General features: G+C 30.7%; 16 protein-coding genes. 6 read left to right on the forward strand and 10 right to left on the reverse strand.

Annotated features, from left to right (window positions below; translation table 11 throughout):
• The first annotated feature begins 49 nt into the window (after positions 1 to 49).
• The 6 genes from GQS57_RS17730 to GQS57_RS17755 all read left to right on the forward strand — a co-directional run bounded on the left by GQS57_RS17730 (position 50) and on the right by GQS57_RS17755 (position 4,394).
• Positions 50 to 1,093, forward strand: coding sequence for an asparaginase (locus tag GQS57_RS17730; protein WP_165734316.1), 1,044 nt, complete (start codon positions 50 to 52; stop codon positions 1,091 to 1,093).
• Positions 1,094 to 1,302: 209 nt separating this feature from the next.
• Positions 1,303 to 2,025 carry a MotA/TolQ/ExbB proton channel family protein gene (locus GQS57_RS17735; RefSeq protein WP_165734317.1) on the forward strand — a complete coding sequence of 241 codons (723 nt, stop codon included), beginning with the start codon at positions 1,303 to 1,305 and terminating at the stop codon, positions 2,023 to 2,025.
• A gap of 8 nt (positions 2,026 to 2,033) precedes the next feature.
• On the forward strand, positions 2,034 to 2,489 hold the full coding sequence (locus tag GQS57_RS17740) for a hypothetical protein (protein ID WP_165734318.1): 456 nt from the start codon (positions 2,034 to 2,036) through the stop codon (positions 2,487 to 2,489).
• Between the two features lie 4 nt (positions 2,490 to 2,493).
• Positions 2,494 to 3,114, forward strand: a complete 621-nt coding sequence (locus GQS57_RS17745) for a biopolymer transporter ExbD (RefSeq protein WP_165734319.1) — start codon at positions 2,494 to 2,496, stop codon at positions 3,112 to 3,114.
• A gap of 18 nt (positions 3,115 to 3,132) precedes the next feature.
• A complete protein-coding gene (locus tag GQS57_RS17750; RefSeq protein ID WP_165734320.1) occupies positions 3,133 to 3,594 on the forward strand; it encodes a biopolymer transporter ExbD in 462 nt (153 codons plus the stop codon).
• Positions 3,595 to 3,716: 122 nt separating this feature from the next.
• The gene (locus GQS57_RS17755) at positions 3,717 to 4,394 is read left to right on the forward strand and encodes a porin family protein (protein WP_165734321.1); all 678 of its coding nucleotides are present in this window, start codon (positions 3,717 to 3,719) and stop codon (positions 4,392 to 4,394) included.
• Here GQS57_RS17755 and GQS57_RS17760 read toward each other — a convergent pair.
• The 10 genes from GQS57_RS17760 to rplM form a co-directional block, all read right to left on the reverse strand.
• Positions 4,389 to 4,988, reverse strand: a complete 600-nt coding sequence (locus GQS57_RS17760; RefSeq protein WP_165734322.1) for a hypothetical protein — start codon at positions 4,986 to 4,988, stop codon at positions 4,389 to 4,391. The genes GQS57_RS17755 and GQS57_RS17760 overlap by 6 nt on opposite strands.
• Positions 4,988 to 6,445: an RNA polymerase factor sigma-54 gene (rpoN, locus tag GQS57_RS17765; RefSeq protein ID WP_165734323.1), complete on the reverse strand. Its 1,458-nt coding sequence runs from the start codon at positions 6,443 to 6,445 to the stop codon at positions 4,988 to 4,990. The genes GQS57_RS17760 and rpoN overlap by 1 nt, the downstream gene beginning before the upstream one ends.
• A gap of 86 nt (positions 6,446 to 6,531) precedes the next feature.
• The gene (gene asnS, locus GQS57_RS17770; protein WP_165734324.1) at positions 6,532 to 7,965 is read right to left on the reverse strand and encodes an asparagine--tRNA ligase; all 1,434 of its coding nucleotides are present in this window, start codon (positions 7,963 to 7,965) and stop codon (positions 6,532 to 6,534) included.
• Between the two features lie 372 nt (positions 7,966 to 8,337).
• Positions 8,338 to 10,716 carry an RND family transporter gene (locus GQS57_RS17775; RefSeq protein ID WP_165734325.1) on the reverse strand — a complete coding sequence of 793 codons (2,379 nt, stop codon included), beginning with the start codon at positions 10,714 to 10,716 and terminating at the stop codon, positions 8,338 to 8,340.
• 96 nt (positions 10,717 to 10,812) lie between these two features.
• Entirely contained in the window at positions 10,813 to 11,367 is a 555-nt protein-coding gene (frr, locus tag GQS57_RS17780) for a ribosome recycling factor (protein WP_165734326.1), read from the reverse strand.
• A 31-nt stretch (positions 11,368 to 11,398) separates the two neighbouring features.
• Positions 11,399 to 12,106: a UMP kinase gene (gene pyrH, locus GQS57_RS17785; protein WP_165734327.1), complete on the reverse strand. Its 708-nt coding sequence runs from the start codon at positions 12,104 to 12,106 to the stop codon at positions 11,399 to 11,401.
• Between the two features lie 147 nt (positions 12,107 to 12,253).
• Positions 12,254 to 13,225: a translation elongation factor Ts gene (gene tsf / locus GQS57_RS17790; protein ID WP_165734328.1), complete on the reverse strand. Its 972-nt coding sequence runs from the start codon at positions 13,223 to 13,225 to the stop codon at positions 12,254 to 12,256.
• A gap of 24 nt (positions 13,226 to 13,249) precedes the next feature.
• Entirely contained in the window at positions 13,250 to 14,044 is a 795-nt protein-coding gene (rpsB, locus tag GQS57_RS17795) for a 30S ribosomal protein S2 (RefSeq protein WP_165734329.1), read from the reverse strand.
• A gap of 145 nt (positions 14,045 to 14,189) precedes the next feature.
• Positions 14,190 to 14,576 (reverse strand): 30S ribosomal protein S9, encoded by a 387-nt coding sequence (gene rpsI / locus GQS57_RS17800; protein ID WP_165734330.1) that lies wholly within the window; start codon positions 14,574 to 14,576, stop codon positions 14,190 to 14,192.
• On the reverse strand, positions 14,576 to 15,031 hold the full coding sequence (gene rplM / locus GQS57_RS17805) for a 50S ribosomal protein L13 (RefSeq protein WP_165734331.1): 456 nt from the start codon (positions 15,029 to 15,031) through the stop codon (positions 14,576 to 14,578). The genes rpsI and rplM overlap by 1 nt, the downstream gene beginning before the upstream one ends.
• Positions 15,032 to 15,427 lie beyond the last annotated feature (396 nt).

Raw genomic sequence — 15,427 nt, forward strand, 5'->3', positions numbered from 1 at the left:
TACAACATAAAGTATTCCAATTTATTGTTTGGAAGATAAAAATGACAAAATGACAAGAAAACCTAACATATTACTTGTATATACTGGCGGAACGATTGGTATGATGAAAGACTATAAGACAAATGCCTTAAAAGCATTTGATTTTAGTCAGATTGTAGAAAAAATTCCAGAATTGCAACAGTTAAATTGTAATATAGAAAGTATTTCTTTTGAAGATGCAATAGATTCATCAAACATGAATACCAAATACTATATAAGTATTGTTGAAATTATTGAAGAAAATTATAAAAAATTTGATGGTTTTGTTGTGTTAACAGGTTCCGATACCATGGCGTACACTTCTTCTGCGATTAGTTTTATGTTAGAGAATTTACAAAAACCAATCATTTTTACAGGATCTCAACTGCCAATTGGAGATTTAAGAACAGATGCTAAAGAAAATTTAATCACTTCTATAGAGGTAGCGTGTGCATATAAGAATGGAAAGCCAATTGTATCTGAAGTTTGTTTGTATTTTGAATACAAGTTATATAGAGCAAATAGAACCACTAAAATAAGTTCAGAGTTATTTGAGGCATTTACATCTATGAATTTTCCGCCATTAGCAGAAAGTGGTGTGCACCTTAAATTTAATGAGCATTTAATTCATCAAGAAGAACAAGAGGAAGCATTAATTGTAAGAAAGCATTTGGTTGATGAAGTGGTTATTTTAAAGTTGTTTCCAGGGATATCAAATCTGGTAGTAGAAAGTATTTTAAATATTCCAAATTTAAAAGGAGTTGTACTAGAAACGTATGGATCTGGTAATGCACCCAATTCCGAAAGCTTTATTTGTTTGTTAAAAACGGCAATTGACAAAGGAATTAAAATTATAAACGTAACCCAATGCAAAAGTGGTAGGGTAATGATGGGGCATTATGATACAAGTTTACTGCTTTTAGAAATAGGAGTGATTAATGGTAGAGATATTACTACGGAGTCTGCGATAGCTAAGTTAATGTACTTATTAGATAAAAACCTATCAGATGATGAGTTTAAACATTTCTTTGAGAAATCTTTAAGAGGCGAATTAACTGATAATTATCATTTTTAAACATATTATTGAGTTAATTGAAGTTTTTAACATCAAATACATTGATTTTTTTTTTAAATGCTCAATATTTTTTTGTTACTTGGCACTCTCAAAAGTAATAGAGGGATGATTTTTTAATTATTTTAGTTAAATTGTCTTTCATATTATTTTTTTGGGATGAAAATTAATATCTTTAACCCGTTAACTATTAAAAATTAATTATAACAAAGATGAAAAAAGTAGTAAATGTCCTATCCGTAACAGGATTTATGTTTTTTGGAGCTATTCAATCAACTTTCGCACAAGAAGCAGCTGAAGAGTCAAAAACTTTCCACCAAGAATTAAAACAACGTTTTATTGAGGGTGGCCCAGAATTTATGGGAATTGTATTAGTAGCCTTAATTTTAGGTTTAGCAATTGCAATTGAAAGAATTATTTATTTAAACATGGCAACAACGAATACTAAGAAATTAGTAGCAAGTGTAGATGATGCTTTAAGTTCTGGTGGTATAGAAGCTGCTAAAGAAGTTTGTAGAAACTCTAAAGGACCAGTTGCATCTATCTTTTACCAAGGTTTAGATAGAGTAGATGAAGGTGTAGATGCTGCAGAAAAAGCTGTAGTTTCTTATGGAGGAGTTCAAATGGGACTTTTAGAGAAAAATATTTCTTGGTTATCTTTATTTATTGCTTTAGCACCGATGCTTGGGTTTATGGGTACGGTAATTGGTATGATTCAGGCTTTTGATATGATTGCAGTAGCAAATGATATTTCTCCTGGAGTTGTAGCTGTTGGTATTAAAGTAGCATTATTAACAACTGTATTTGGTTTAATAGTAGCAATTATTTTACAGATTTTTTATAATTACATCGTATCTAAAATCGATAGTATTGTAAATAACATGGAAGATGCATCTATTCAATTAATAGATTTATTAGTGAAATATAAAAAATAAGATATATTATGAAAAATAATTTATCAAAAATTTTAAACATATTTATAGCTGTAATAGCTGTAATTGGAGCCTTTCTCTTTATCAATATCTTTATGACAGATGAGGGAGATACAGCAGCCTTAAGTGGTTCTGTTGGTAGTATAGTTACATTTTCTACTATATTACTTTATTTTGCAGTAGGTGCAACAGTGTTGCTTTCTTTATTTAGCCTTTTTACAAATCCAGAAAATTTGAAAAAGACTTTAATGGGAGTTGCTGCTTTAGGTGTAGTATTAGTTTTTGCTTACTTTTTAGCAGATAGTAATGCTGTACTTGATACACAAGGAAAAGTACTTGTAGGTGGTGAAGCAGGAGCTTCTAGTAACCAATGGGTAGGAACGGGTATATGGTATAGCGTTTGTCTAGGCCTAGTAGCTAGTTTGTTCTTTGTATACGATTTAGTAAAAGGATTAATAAAATCATAATAATATGGCAAGAAGAGAGAATCCAGAAATTAATGCAGGTTCTATGGCAGATATTGCCTTCTTGCTGTTAATCTTTTTCTTAGTAACAACAACAATGAATGTGGATTCAGGAGTTTCTAAAAAACTATCTGAAAAACCACCAGCAGATTATGTGCCACCTGTTATTAAGGAAAAAAACATTTTTGAGGTAAGTATTAATAGAAATAATGAGCTTTTAGTTGAAGGCGAAAGAATGGATATTAAAGACCTAAAAGAAGCCGCTATCTCATTTGTAGATAACGGTGGAGGAGAAGGTAAAGTTGAAAATGGCGTTGCTACCGGACCATGTAGTTATTGTAAAGGTGATAGAAGTGATGATTCTTCAGATCACCCTAATAAAGCTATTATATCGGTACAAAGTGATAGGTTAACAGAGTATGGAACTTATTTAACTGTTCAAGATGAATTGTTAAAAGCTTATAGTTTTTTAAGAAATAGACTAAGTGTTGAAAAATACAAGATTCCATTTGAAGAACTTGAAGAAAGTTATAAAGACGATAGAGCTAATGAGAATTTGAAAAGTAAAGTTGAGTTTATCAAAACAGCTTATCCTCAAATTATTTCAGATCAAGAACCTACAAATTAATTTTTAAAATTTAACAGTATGTCTAAATTTAGAAAAAAGAAGAAAGGAATGCCAGCAGTAAATACTGCAGCTTTACCAGATATTGTATTTATGTTGTTATTCTTTTTTATGGTTACTACTACCATGAGAGAAACTTCTTTACAAATTGATGCTCCAAGGTTACCTTCGGCAACAGAAGTAAAGAAATTAGAACATAAAAGTTTGGTAACTACTATTTATGTAGGTAAAGCTAAGGATGCTAAGTATGGTACAAGTTATAATAGAATTCAATTGAATGATAAAATTGCTACTGCGGATGAAGTTCCTGCATTTATAATAAATGCAAGATCTAAAGTTTCTGAAGCAGAAGTTCCATTTATGACAACTTCTATTAAGGCAGATACTGAATCTAGTGTTGGTACAATTACTGATATTAGATTAAAATTAAGAGATGTAAATGCTCTTAAAATTAGTTATTCTGCTTCAAAAAAGACTGAGTAATCTAAATAATATAATTTTTAAAAAAAGGATAATTCATTGAATTATCCTTTTTTTTATGTTTTTTTTTAGAAATCAAATCTAATAATCAAATATTGTATCTTTATCGTTCGTTATATTAGTATATGAAATCAGCTCTTACACTCTTTTTATTATTGATTACTGCATTGGGGTCTTATGCTCAGAAAGATTCCTTAAATCTAGGAGATAGGTATGCAGAAGATCAAATTTATGTAGCAGTTTCTTATGCTCAGTTTATAGATCAACCCCAAGAAATATTTAAAAGTAATTTTTCATATGGACTTTCGGTTGGCTTTTTGAAAGATGTGATTTTAAACAAACAAGGTAATGTCTCAATAGCAGCTGGTGTAGGATATGGTTTTGATTTTTTTAATCACGAGCTTAAAGTAGAAGAAATAAACAATACAACAGATTTTAGTAGTGATGAAACTATTAGCGCTAATCTATTCAAATCTCATAACTTAGAATTTCCATTAGAACTTAGATGGAGAACTTCTACAGCGAATAAATATAGTTTTTGGAGGATATATGGTGGTATTAAGTTCTCGTACAACTTCTCTAATAAATTTCAGTTTGATGATGAAAATGGGAATACCTTTAAGTATCAGGATGTTTCTAATTACAATAAATTGCAGTATGGCTTAACCTTATCTGCGGGTTACGATGAGTTTAATATCAACCTTTATTACGGTTTAACACCTGTTTTTGAAAATAGTACTATAAACGGAGAAGTTATAAATACTAAAATCTTAAAATTTGGACTTATTTTCTATCTTTTATAAAAAGTAGAAAACAATACTCGGAGATAGAAACCCTAGTATAAAGCCTAAATACACTTCTTTATGTGTGTGTGCTTTTAAATGTAGTCTTGCGCTTGCTAAAATACCGGAGAGAAGCAAACCACAGATAAGTACTGCTGTTAGGTTTTGCTGATACATAAAACTCAATACGTAAAAGAAGCCAATTGTAATCCCTATTGATATTAAATGGATGCTTGTTTTTATTTTAAAAGCAAACAATATGTATATAAATACCAATCCTAATGAGGTGGCGTAAAAAAGCATTCCTAAATCTCTTAAGTTAGCTATTCCATATAGAGTATTACCTAGTAAATAAAACAATACTATCATCATAGCAACAGGAACTTTTCTTTCCTTTATACTTTCTGCTTTAAATGATTCTATAAGCTTAAACCTCCTAAAAAGAATGAGTATGAGTAAAGGTACTAAGTAAGTTGTTACAAAAATTAGACCTAGTACAGCAAACTTTTGATTCTTGCTAAAACTATTTTGAATTAATATAAAATATAAGGTGATTCCAATTGTAGGTATTACAATCGGATGCAGCATTACAGATATAAATTTATAAAATTTCATTAAATTTCTTTACGTAAACGAGCTACAGGTAAGTCTAATTGTTCTCTATATTTTGCCACTGTTCTTCTAGCAATAGGATACCCTTTTTCCTTTAAGATTGCTGCCAGTTTTTCGTCGGTTAGAGGTTTCTTTTTATCCTCTTCTAAAATTACGGTCTCTAATATTTTCTTTATTTCTTTTGTAGATACATCTTCTCCTTGGTCGTTTTTCATAGATTCAGAAAAGAATTCTTTAATCAATTTTGTACCGTAAGGAGTAGATACATACTTGCTATTTGCAACTCTTGAAACTGTAGAAACATCCATATTAATTTTATCCGCAATATCTTTCAAAATCATAGGTTTTAGCTTGCGCTCATCACCTGTTAGGAAATAATCATACTGATAGTGCATAATTGTATTCATAGTCACTAAAAGTGTTTGCTGACGCTGTTTAATTGCATCTATAAACCATTTTGCTGAATCTAATTTTTGTTTGATAAAAAATACAGCATCTTTTTGAGATTTACTTTTTACGGTAGCTTCTTGATACCCTTTAAGCATATTGTTATACTCTCTAGAAATATGTAATTCAGGAGCATTTCTAGAATTTAAAACCAAATCTAATTCTCCATCTACTAACTTAATAGAGAAGTCAGGAACAATCTGTTCTGCTATTTTATTATTACCAGCATAAGAACTTCCTGGTTTAGGGTTTAGTTTAGAAATTTCTTTATTTACTTCTTTTAATTCCTCTTCAGAAATAGTAAACTTTTCTTGTAATTTCTTATAGTGTTTTTTTACAAAATGATCAAAAGCAGTTTCTAGAATATCAATTGCTAAACTTCTAATTTTGTTGCTTTCTTTTCTTTTTAGTTGAATAATTAAACACTCTTTTAAATCTCTGGCTCCAACACCAATAGGATCTAAAGTATGCACCACTTTTTTTAGAATAGAGATAACTTTTTCTTCTGTGGTAAAAACATTTTCTGTAAAAGCTAAATCGTCTACTATATCTATAATTTCTCTTCTGATATAACCACTATCATCTATACTACCCACTAAAAACTCAGCAATAGAAAGTTCTTCATCAGTAAAGGTATACGTACTTAATTGATTTTTTAAAGATTGATGAAAACTAGTACCACTAGCATAAGGTACGTTCTTCTCTTCATCATCTGCAGAGTAGTTGTTAGCCTGTGTTTTGTAATTTGGTATTTCGTCATCACTTAGATAATCATCTATATTGATGTCTTCTGCTTCTATTTTCTCGGTTCCAGCATCATCATATTCATTCGATAAATCATCATCTATAGAATCCGACTCATCCTTACCAGTATCTAATGCAGGGTTTTCCTCAATTTCTTGTTTTAGACGTTCCTCAAAAGCTTGCGTAGGCAATTGAATTAACTTCATCAACTGTATCTGTTGAGGAGATAATTTCTGTAATAGCTTGTATTGTAAACTTTGTTTTAGCATATAGACAAATATATGAAATAGGTTAAAATAAAAAACGTCATTCTGATAGGAATGACGTTTTTAGTGCTTTAATTTTTTATTTACTTTTAAAAATCTGCATTTTGTGGCGTTCTTGGGAACGGAATTACGTCTCTAATATTACTCATTCCTGTGGTAAATTGTACGAGTCTTTCAAAACCTAATCCAAAACCAGAATGAACTGCTGTACCAAATTTTCTTAAATCTAAATACCACCAAAGTTCTTCTTCAATACCCAGTGTCTTCATTTTATCAGCTAAAACATCATAACGTTCTTCTCTTTGTGATCCTCCAACTATTTCTCCAATACCAGGGAATAGAACATCCATAGCTCTAACTGTCTTTCCATCATCATTTAAACGCATGTAAAATGCTTTGATGTCTGCTGGATAATCAAATAAAATAACCGGACATTTAAAGTGTTTTTCAACTAAAAAACGTTCGTGTTCAGATTGTAAATCTGCTCCCCATTCATTAATAGGGAATTGAAATTTTTTCTTTTTATTTGGTTTAGAGTTACGTAAAATATCAATTGCTTCTGTATAAGAAACTCTCTTAAAGTTGTTATCTACAACAAACTTTAGTTTGTCTAACAAACTCATTTCACTTCTTTGTGCCTGTGGTTTGCTTTTTTCTTCTTGTGTTAAACGTTGATCTAGAAAAGCTAAATCATCTGCACATTTATCTAAAACATAGTTTATCACATACTTAATAAAGTCTTCTGCTAAATCCATATTACCATCTAAATCCATAAAGGCAACCTCTGGTTCTATCATCCAAAACTCTGCTAAATGACGGGTAGTATTAGAATTTTCTGCTCTAAATGTTGGTCCAAAAGTATACGCTTTTCCTAATGCCATAGCAAAAGTTTCAGCTTCTAATTGGCCAGAAACAGTTAAATTGGTTTCCTTACCAAAGAAATCTTTAGAATGGTCAATTTTACCATCTTCGTTTACAGGAGCTTCGTTGTCTTTAAAGGTAGTAACTTTAAATATTTCTCCAGCACCCTCTGCATCAGAACTGGTAACTATTGGTGTGTTCACATAATTAAAATCTCTTTCTTGAAAATACTGATGTACCGCAAAAGATAATTTAGAACGTACACGCATTACAGCGCTAAAAGTATTTGTTCTTACACGTAAATGTGCATTTTCTCTTAAAAACTCGAAACTGTGTTTTTTAGGTTGAATAGGATACTCATCTGGATTTGAATCTCCTAAAATTTCAATTTCTGAAACTTGAATTTCTACAGATTGTCCTTTTCCTTGGCTTGCAGCCAAAGTCCCTTTTATACAAAGAGCGGCACCAGTTGTAATTCTTTTTAATGTAGTTTCATCTGTGTTTTCAAAATCGATAACACATTGTATGTTGTTAATAGTAGTACCATCATTTAAAGCAATAAAGCGATTGCTTCTAAATGTTCTAACCCATCCTTTTAGGGTTACTTCTTGTAGTAATAATCCTTCCGATTTTAAAAGTTCGGCTACGTTGCTGTTTATCATATTCTTATAATATTGATATAAATATATGTTATTAATAGGTTGTATTATTCTGATGTTTTTTTCTAGAAAACTCTTTTTTTAGGAAGAATTATATAGAAACCTAATTTTTTGATTGTCATACATCTTTAAGAAAAAGAGATATTTTTATCAAAAAAAGTTAAGTATAATATACAAAAAATGTTTTTTATTAAGGAGTAAAGATACTTTTTTGTGAGAAGATGAGCAATGATATTTACAGTAGTTTTAGGTGGTGTTTGCTTAAAATACTGTTAATTTCTATCGTTAAAACATTGTTCATTCTTCTATTAAAAAATCGGATGTTAAATAATAACATCCGATTTTTTAGTAAATATTTATATATCAACTAAATTTTTATTCTTCTAATTTGTCTTCTTCCTCTGGAGGAATAATTCTTATAGAAGGTTCCTTAAATACTTTTTTGTTTGCTATTTTCTTTTCAAAAGTTAATAATAATGAAGGTAATAATAGTAAGTTAGAAACCATTGCCAATAATAAGGTTACAGAGACTAAGCCTCCTAATGCAATTGTACCTCCAAAACTAGAAAGTGTAAAGGTTAAAAAGCCAAAAAAGAGTACAATAGAAGTATAGAACATACTTACTCCTGTTTCTCTAAGTGCTCCATAAACCGATGGTTTTACACGCCAATTATTAGCCATTAATTCTTGTCTGTATTTTGCTAAAAAGTGAATCGTATCATCTACAGAAATACCGAATGCAATACTAAATACAAGTATTGTTGATGGTTTTATAGGAATACCAAAGTAGCCCATTAAACCAGCTGTAATTAGTAATGGCAATATGTTAGGCAGTAATGAAATAAAAATCATTGGTGGCGATCTAAACATCCAAGCCATAAAAATGGCGATTAAGAAAATAGCCAATGATAAAGAAATAACTAAATTCTTTATTAAATAATTGGTTCCTTTTATAAAAACTAATGCTTTTCCTGTAACTGAAACGGTATATTTATCTGACGGAAATTCTTTAGCAATTACCTGTCTTAAACGTTCTTGAATTACATTCATCTTTTCAGTACCAATGTCTTTCATAAAAGTAGTTATCCTTGCATAACGTCCTGTAGAATCTACAAAGTTTTTAAGCATACTTGCATCACTATTTGAGTTTTTGGTATATGCAAAAATGTAACTTTGTTCCTGACTTGTTGGTAATTGATAATATTTAGGATTCCCTTTATAATAAGCCTGTTTAGAGTATTTTACTACATTGGTGATAGAGATGGGTTTAGATAGTTCCGGAAAAGCTTCTATGGCTTCATTTATTTTTTCCATCTTTTTTAAAGTCGATAAACTCATAACTCCTTTTTCTTTTTTAGTATCTACTAAAATCTCTAAGGGCATAATACCGCCAAACTCACTTTCAAAGAATTTTATATCTTGATAAAATTCTAAACTTTTAGGCATGTCTTCTATTAAACTACCCGAAACTTTTATTTTGTAAACCCCTATAATTGCTGCAACAATAACAATAACTGTGGTAAAATAGATTGTTATTCTCCTGTTTCGTACCATTTTTTCCATCCAATTCACAACATTTTCAATCCACTTTGTTTCTAAGTGGTTTAAATGCTTCTTTTTTGGAAGTGGCATAAAACTATATAAAATAGGTATAATTAATAATGCTAGTATAAAAATACTAATGATGTTTACGGAAGCTAGAATACCAAATTCTCTAAGCAAACTACTTTTTACAAAAACAAATGTTGCGAAACCAGATGCAGTTGTAATGTTCGTCATTAATGTAGCATTACCTACCTTAGAAATTACACGTTGTAAGGCTTTTGCTTGCTGACCATGTTTCTTTATTTCTTGCTGATATTTATTAATCAGAAAAACAGCATTAGGTACACCAATAACAATAATTAAAGGAGGTATTAATGCCGATAAAACTGTTATCTCATAACCGAACCATCCTATAAAACCAAAAGCCCAAATAACACCGGTCATTACTACCAATAGTGTAATAAAGGTTGCTCTAAAAGATCTGAAGAAAAAGAAGAAAATAACTGCGGTAATTCCTAATGCACCTGCTACAAAAAGTAATATTTCATCTTGTATGTTTTGTGCATTTAGTGTTCTAATGTAAGGCATTCCAGATACTCGAATGTCTACATTATTATCTTTTTCAAATTTCTTTATGGTCGGAATTAAAGTGTTAAAAATGAAATCTCTACGTTGTGGTGTATTTATGATTTCTTTTTTAATATAAATGGCCGTTTGTAACGTACCTGTTTCTTTATTAAAGAGTAAATTATCGTAGAAAGGTAGTTTCTCAAATAACTGTTTTTTGATGTCTAAAACCTCTTGTGTTGTTGTTGGTTCCTTCTCATACAAAGGTTCTAATACAAATTTTCTTTGTTTTCTGTCTGCCTTTAATTTTTGAACATCTGCTATAGAAATTGTAAAATCTATTTCTTCTAAACTATCAAATTTTCGAACTAAATTATTCCAAGCATTAAACTTTTTTGGTGTAAATACGGTAGAATCTTTAATTCCTAAAATAACCAGATTACCCTCTTCTCCAAAAATTTCTAAAAATTGGTTGTATTCTAGATTTGCTATGTGATCTTCAGGTAATAAATTTGCTTCTGTATATGAGAATTTCATATACTTCATTTGTGAAGCTAATAAACCTGTAATGATGGCAATAACTAATAAAACCAAATAACGGTTTCTTAAGATAAGACCAGCAACTTTTGTCCAGAAATTCATTAAGTTAAATTTTAGAAATTTTAATTAATTGTATATTGTTGTAAATAAAAAGAGAGTGTTAAGAAACACCCTCTTTTTTTATTGTGTAGTTTTTTTTTAAACCTTCATGATTTCAACTTCTTTAACAGCTAGTTTTTCTTCTATCTGTTTTATAAAAGTATCTGTCAATTTTTGCACATCTGCTTCAGATACTTTCTTAAGGTCATCTGACACATCCGTTTTTTTGATATCATTATTTGCATCTTTACGAGCATTTCTAATACCTACTTTTGCGTGTTCTGCTTCTGCTTTGGCTTGTTTTGCTAAACCGATTCTTCTTTCTTCTGTTAATGGCGGAACGTTAATCATTATAATATCACCATTATTCATTGGGTTAAAACCTAAGTTGGCAACCATTATAGCTTTTTCTATAGGTTGTAACATGTTTTTCTCCCAAGGTTGTACAGCTATTGTTCTTGGATCTGGAGTTGTAACATTTGCAATTTGGCCTAACGGAGTTAGAGATCCATAATAATCTACCATTACATTTGCTAACATTGCAGGTGTTGCTTTACCAGCTCTAATAGTTCTTAGTTCTTTAATTAAATGCTCAATAGCATTATTCATCGCTTCTTTAGCGGAATCAAGAATAAATTCAATTTCTTCGTTCATGGTCAGTAAATATTTTTATAAAACCTAATTATTAAGTATTAACAATAGTACCAATTTTTTCACCAGAAACTAATTTCATTAAGTTTCCATTTGTATTCATGTCAAAAACAATAATTGGCAATTTGTTTTCTTCACTTAATGTAAATGCAGTCATATCCATTACTTTAAGACCTTTTTTAATTACGTCTTTAAAAGTGATGTTTTCAAATTTTACAGCATCTTTATTTTTTTCTGGATCTACATCATAAATTCCATCAACTCTTGTTCCTTTTAGTATGGCATCTGCATCTATTTCTATTGCTCTAAGAACTGCAGCTGTATCTGTTGTGAAATACGGATTTCCCGTACCTGCACCAAATATAACAACTCTTCCTTTTTCTAAATGACGGATTGCTTTTCTTTTAATATATGGTTCTGCAACTTCTTTAATTTCTAAAGCTGTTTGCAAACGCGTATGCACATCTTCATCTTCTAGTGCACTTTGCAATGCAAGGCCGTTAATACAGGTTGCTAACATTCCCATATGGTCTCCTTGTACACGATCCATACCATTTGCAGCACCAGCAACACCTCTAAAGATATTTCCACCACCAATAACAATGGCAACTTCTATTCCTTTTTGTACTACTTCTTTAATTTCTTTTGCGTATTCAGCTAAACGTTTAGGATCAATTCCGTATTGTCTTTCGCCCATTAAAGCTTCTCCACTTAATTTTAAAAGAATTCTCTTGTATTGCATAGTTTATTTTGAAAGTTGTGCAAAATTAAGCTTTTTTTTTGAGTTTCCTTTTTTTGGGATACAAAAAAACCTCGCAATTCTAAAATTATAGAATGCGAGGTTTTAAATATTTAAATTCTTGTATTTACAAGAATAGAAGATAAATGTTTACCCTAAAGTAACTCTTTTGAAACCACTTACAGAAACATCACCATATGTACTTACATATTGTGCAACATTTTTCTTTTCATCTTTAATAAAAGCTTGGTCTAAAAGACATTGCTCTAAATCTAAAGTTGTGTTGTCTGCAATAAATCTTTCCATTTTTCCTGGTAAGATTCTATCCCAGATTTTTTCTGGTTTTCCTTCTGCAGCTAATTCAGCTTTTGCAGCTTCTTCAGCTTTTGCTAAAACTTCTTCAGATAATTGAGACATAGAAATATATTGAGGTACGTTTTTCAACGTTTTCCCTAATCTTCCTAATTCAATATTATCTTTTTCAATTACAGCAATTCTTGCTTCAGTTTCAGCAGCAACAAATGCAGGATCAAAATCTTTGTAAGATAAAGAAGATGCACCCATAGATGCTACTTGCATAGCTACGTCTTTAGACAAAACGTCTGCATTGTCTACAGCAGCAGTTAAACCTACTAAAGCAGCAATTTTACCAATGTGAGTATAAGCACCAACATAAGCAGCTTCGATTTTCTCAAAAGCAGTTATCTCTAACTTTTCTCCAATAACACCAGTTTGCTCAATTAATTTATCAGCAACAGTCATACCTCCAAAATCAGCCGCTAAGAAAGATTCCTTATCAGCATGATTTAAAGCAATCTCTGCAAATTGACTTCCTAATTCAACGAAAGCATCGTTTTTACCAACAAAATCAGTCTCACAAGCTAAAACGATAGCAACACCAGCAGTGTTATCAGCATTTATTTTTGTTACTGCAACTCCTTCTGTAGATTCTCTATCAGCTCTTTTTGCAGCAATTTTCTGACCTTTTTTACGTAAAATGTCAATTGCTTTATCAAAATCACCAACTGCCTCAACTAATGCCTTTTTACAGTCCATCATTCCAGCTCCAGTTGCTTCTCTTAATTTTTTAACATCAGCAGCACTAATCTTTACTGTTTCCATGTTATGTATGTTTTTTAGTTAGAATTATTTTTTTTCTTCAGCAGGTGCTTCAGTAACTTCTGCCTTAGGAGCTGCTGCTTCAGCTTTTGGAGCTGCAACTTCTTTAGTTTCTTTTACTTTTTCTTTGTCTGCTTTTCTATCTGATAAACCTTCTGCAATTGCATCAGTAACATAAGATAATACTTTGTCTATAGACTTAGAAGCATCATCATTTGCTGGAATGATAAAATCTACTAATCTAGGATCAGAGTTCGTATCAACCATTGCAAAAATAGGAATGCTTAATTTTTGAGCTTCTGCTACTGCAATGTGCTCTTTTTTAATATCTACTACAAATAATGCACCAGGTAAACGAGTCATATCAGAAATAGAACCTAAATTCTTTTCTAATTTTTCTCTCTGACGATTGATTTGTAATTTTTCTCTTTTAGATAATGCATCAAAAGAACCATCTTGCTTCATTCTATCAATATGAGCCATTTTCTTAACAGCTTTTCTAATAGTAATAAAGTTAGTTAACATACCACCTGGCCATCTTTCTGTAATGAAAGGCATGTTTACTGCTTTTGCTTTTTCAGCAACGATATCTTTTGCTTGTTTTTTAGTAGCTACAAATAAAATCTTACGTCCAGAGTTAGCGATCTTTTTTAAAGCTTCTGAAGTTTCTTCTATTTTTGCTGCTGTTTTATACAAATCGATGATGTGTACACCATTACGTTCTGTATAAATGTATGGAGCCATGTTTGGGTTCCATTTTCTAGTTAAGTGTCCAAAGTGTACACCACTATCTAATAACTCTTGAATGTTTACGTTTGCCATTTTCTTAAATGTGTTTACTTTCTGTTTTGAAATCAATAGTTAGGTAGTCTTTCGAGTCCTAACTATTTAGATGCTAAACTGTTTAATATTAAAATATAATAACAGTTCTCGATATAATATAGTCCAGAATAAATTCTGAATAATATTAACGTTTCGAGAATTGGAATTTTTTACGTGCTTTCTTCTGACCGAATTTCTTACGTTCAACCATTCTTGGGTCACGAGTTAATAAACCTTCTGGTTTTAATACCAATCTGTGCTCTTCGTTAATAGAAACTAAAGCTCTTGTAATAGCTAAACGGATAGCTTCTGCTTGTCCTGTTACACCACCACCGTAAACATTAACTTTGATGTCGTAAGACTCTAAGTTCTCTGTTAACATTAAAGGTTGTTGTACTTTATACTGTAAAGTTCCAGTAGTAAAGTAGTTTTTGTAATCTTTTTTGTTTACTGTAATGTTTCCTGTTCCTTCAGAAAGATAAATACGAGCTACAGCTGTTTTTCTTCTACCGATTTTATGTACTATATCCATTATTTAAGATCGTTAAGGTTAATAGCTTTAGGTTCTTGACCTGCATGTTTGTGCTCTGTACCTGCATATACATACAAGTTTCTGTAAAGTGCCGCTCCTAAAATATTTTTAGGTAACATTCCTTTTACTGCTTTTTCGATTAATCTTGTAGGATTTTTCTCAAACATTTCTGTTGCAGTTAACGATCTTTGTCCTCCTGGATAACCTGTGTGACGGATGTAAGATTTCTCTTTCCATTTGTTACCAGTTAAAACAATTTTTTCTGCGTTGATGATAACCACGTTATCTCCACAATCTACGTGAGGAGTAAAATTAGGTTTGTTTTTACCTCTAATTAGCTTTGCTACTTTAGAAGCTAGACGACCCAACGTTTGCCCGTCTGCATCAACTAAAACCCACTCCTTGTTTACGGTAGCTTTGTTTGCTGATACTGTTTTGTAACTTAATGTGTTCATAATTACACTATTAGTTTTTGTTTATTAATGATTGAATTTTCCTTAAAAAAGGAGTGCAAATGTACTGTATTTTATTTGATTGACAAATAGCACTTTAGATTTATTTTAATAATGTTTAATTTTTATAAAATAGTTTTTTTGTTTTCTGATGAAATAAAAGCTAAGTGATTGGTAACAAGCTTGTAGTAGCTAACTTCGCTGGTGAGAGCAAAATGTGTTTTTTTAGTTTCACCTTTGCTATGTATTACGTTCTAATAATTCTGAATTTGTGTGTTTAAAGCACAAAAAAAGCATCAAAATTAATTGATGCTTTTAAATAATATATTTGAGTTATACGTTTAGCTTCTGTTTTATTTGATTTTGATAAACTGGTTTGGCAACTACCATTCTTTCAAT

The organism is Polaribacter sp. 20A6 (assembly GCF_011378915.1).
Classification (GTDB): domain Bacteria; phylum Bacteroidota; class Bacteroidia; order Flavobacteriales; family Flavobacteriaceae; genus Polaribacter; species Polaribacter sejongensis.

What these genes read in the sequence shown, in the direction of transcription:
- GQS57_RS17730 (WP_165734316.1), top strand. Translation starts at nt 50, where the DNA reads ATGACAAGAAAACCTAACATATTACTTGTATATACTGGCGGAACGATT.
- GQS57_RS17735 (WP_165734317.1), top strand. Translation starts at nt 1,303, where the DNA reads ATGAAAAAAGTAGTAAATGTCCTATCCGTAACAGGATTTATGTTTTTT.
- GQS57_RS17740 (WP_165734318.1), top strand. Translation starts at nt 2,034, where the DNA reads ATGAAAAATAATTTATCAAAAATTTTAAACATATTTATAGCTGTAATA.
- GQS57_RS17745 (WP_165734319.1), top strand. Translation starts at nt 2,494, where the DNA reads ATGGCAAGAAGAGAGAATCCAGAAATTAATGCAGGTTCTATGGCAGAT.
- GQS57_RS17750 (WP_165734320.1), top strand. Translation starts at nt 3,133, where the DNA reads ATGTCTAAATTTAGAAAAAAGAAGAAAGGAATGCCAGCAGTAAATACT.
- GQS57_RS17755 (WP_165734321.1), top strand. Translation starts at nt 3,717, where the DNA reads ATGAAATCAGCTCTTACACTCTTTTTATTATTGATTACTGCATTGGGG.
- GQS57_RS17760 (WP_165734322.1), bottom strand. Translation starts at nt 4,988, where the DNA reads ATGAAATTTTATAAATTTATATCTGTAATGCTGCATCCGATTGTAATA.
- rpoN (WP_165734323.1), bottom strand. Translation starts at nt 6,445, where the DNA reads ATGCTAAAACAAAGTTTACAATACAAGCTATTACAGAAATTATCTCCT.
- asnS (WP_165734324.1), bottom strand. Translation starts at nt 7,965, where the DNA reads ATGATAAACAGCAACGTAGCCGAACTTTTAAAATCGGAAGGATTATTA.
- GQS57_RS17775 (WP_165734325.1), bottom strand. Translation starts at nt 10,716, where the DNA reads ATGAATTTCTGGACAAAAGTTGCTGGTCTTATCTTAAGAAACCGTTAT.
- frr (WP_165734326.1), bottom strand. Translation starts at nt 11,367, where the DNA reads ATGAACGAAGAAATTGAATTTATTCTTGATTCCGCTAAAGAAGCGATG.
- pyrH (WP_165734327.1), bottom strand. Translation starts at nt 12,106, where the DNA reads ATGCAATACAAGAGAATTCTTTTAAAATTAAGTGGAGAAGCTTTAATG.
- tsf (WP_165734328.1), bottom strand. Translation starts at nt 13,225, where the DNA reads ATGGAAACAGTAAAGATTAGTGCTGCTGATGTTAAAAAATTAAGAGAA.
- rpsB (WP_165734329.1), bottom strand. Translation starts at nt 14,044, where the DNA reads ATGGCAAACGTAAACATTCAAGAGTTATTAGATAGTGGTGTACACTTT.
- rpsI (WP_165734330.1), bottom strand. Translation starts at nt 14,576, where the DNA reads ATGGATATAGTACATAAAATCGGTAGAAGAAAAACAGCTGTAGCTCGT.
- rplM (WP_165734331.1), bottom strand. Translation starts at nt 15,031, where the DNA reads ATGAACACATTAAGTTACAAAACAGTATCAGCAAACAAAGCTACCGTA.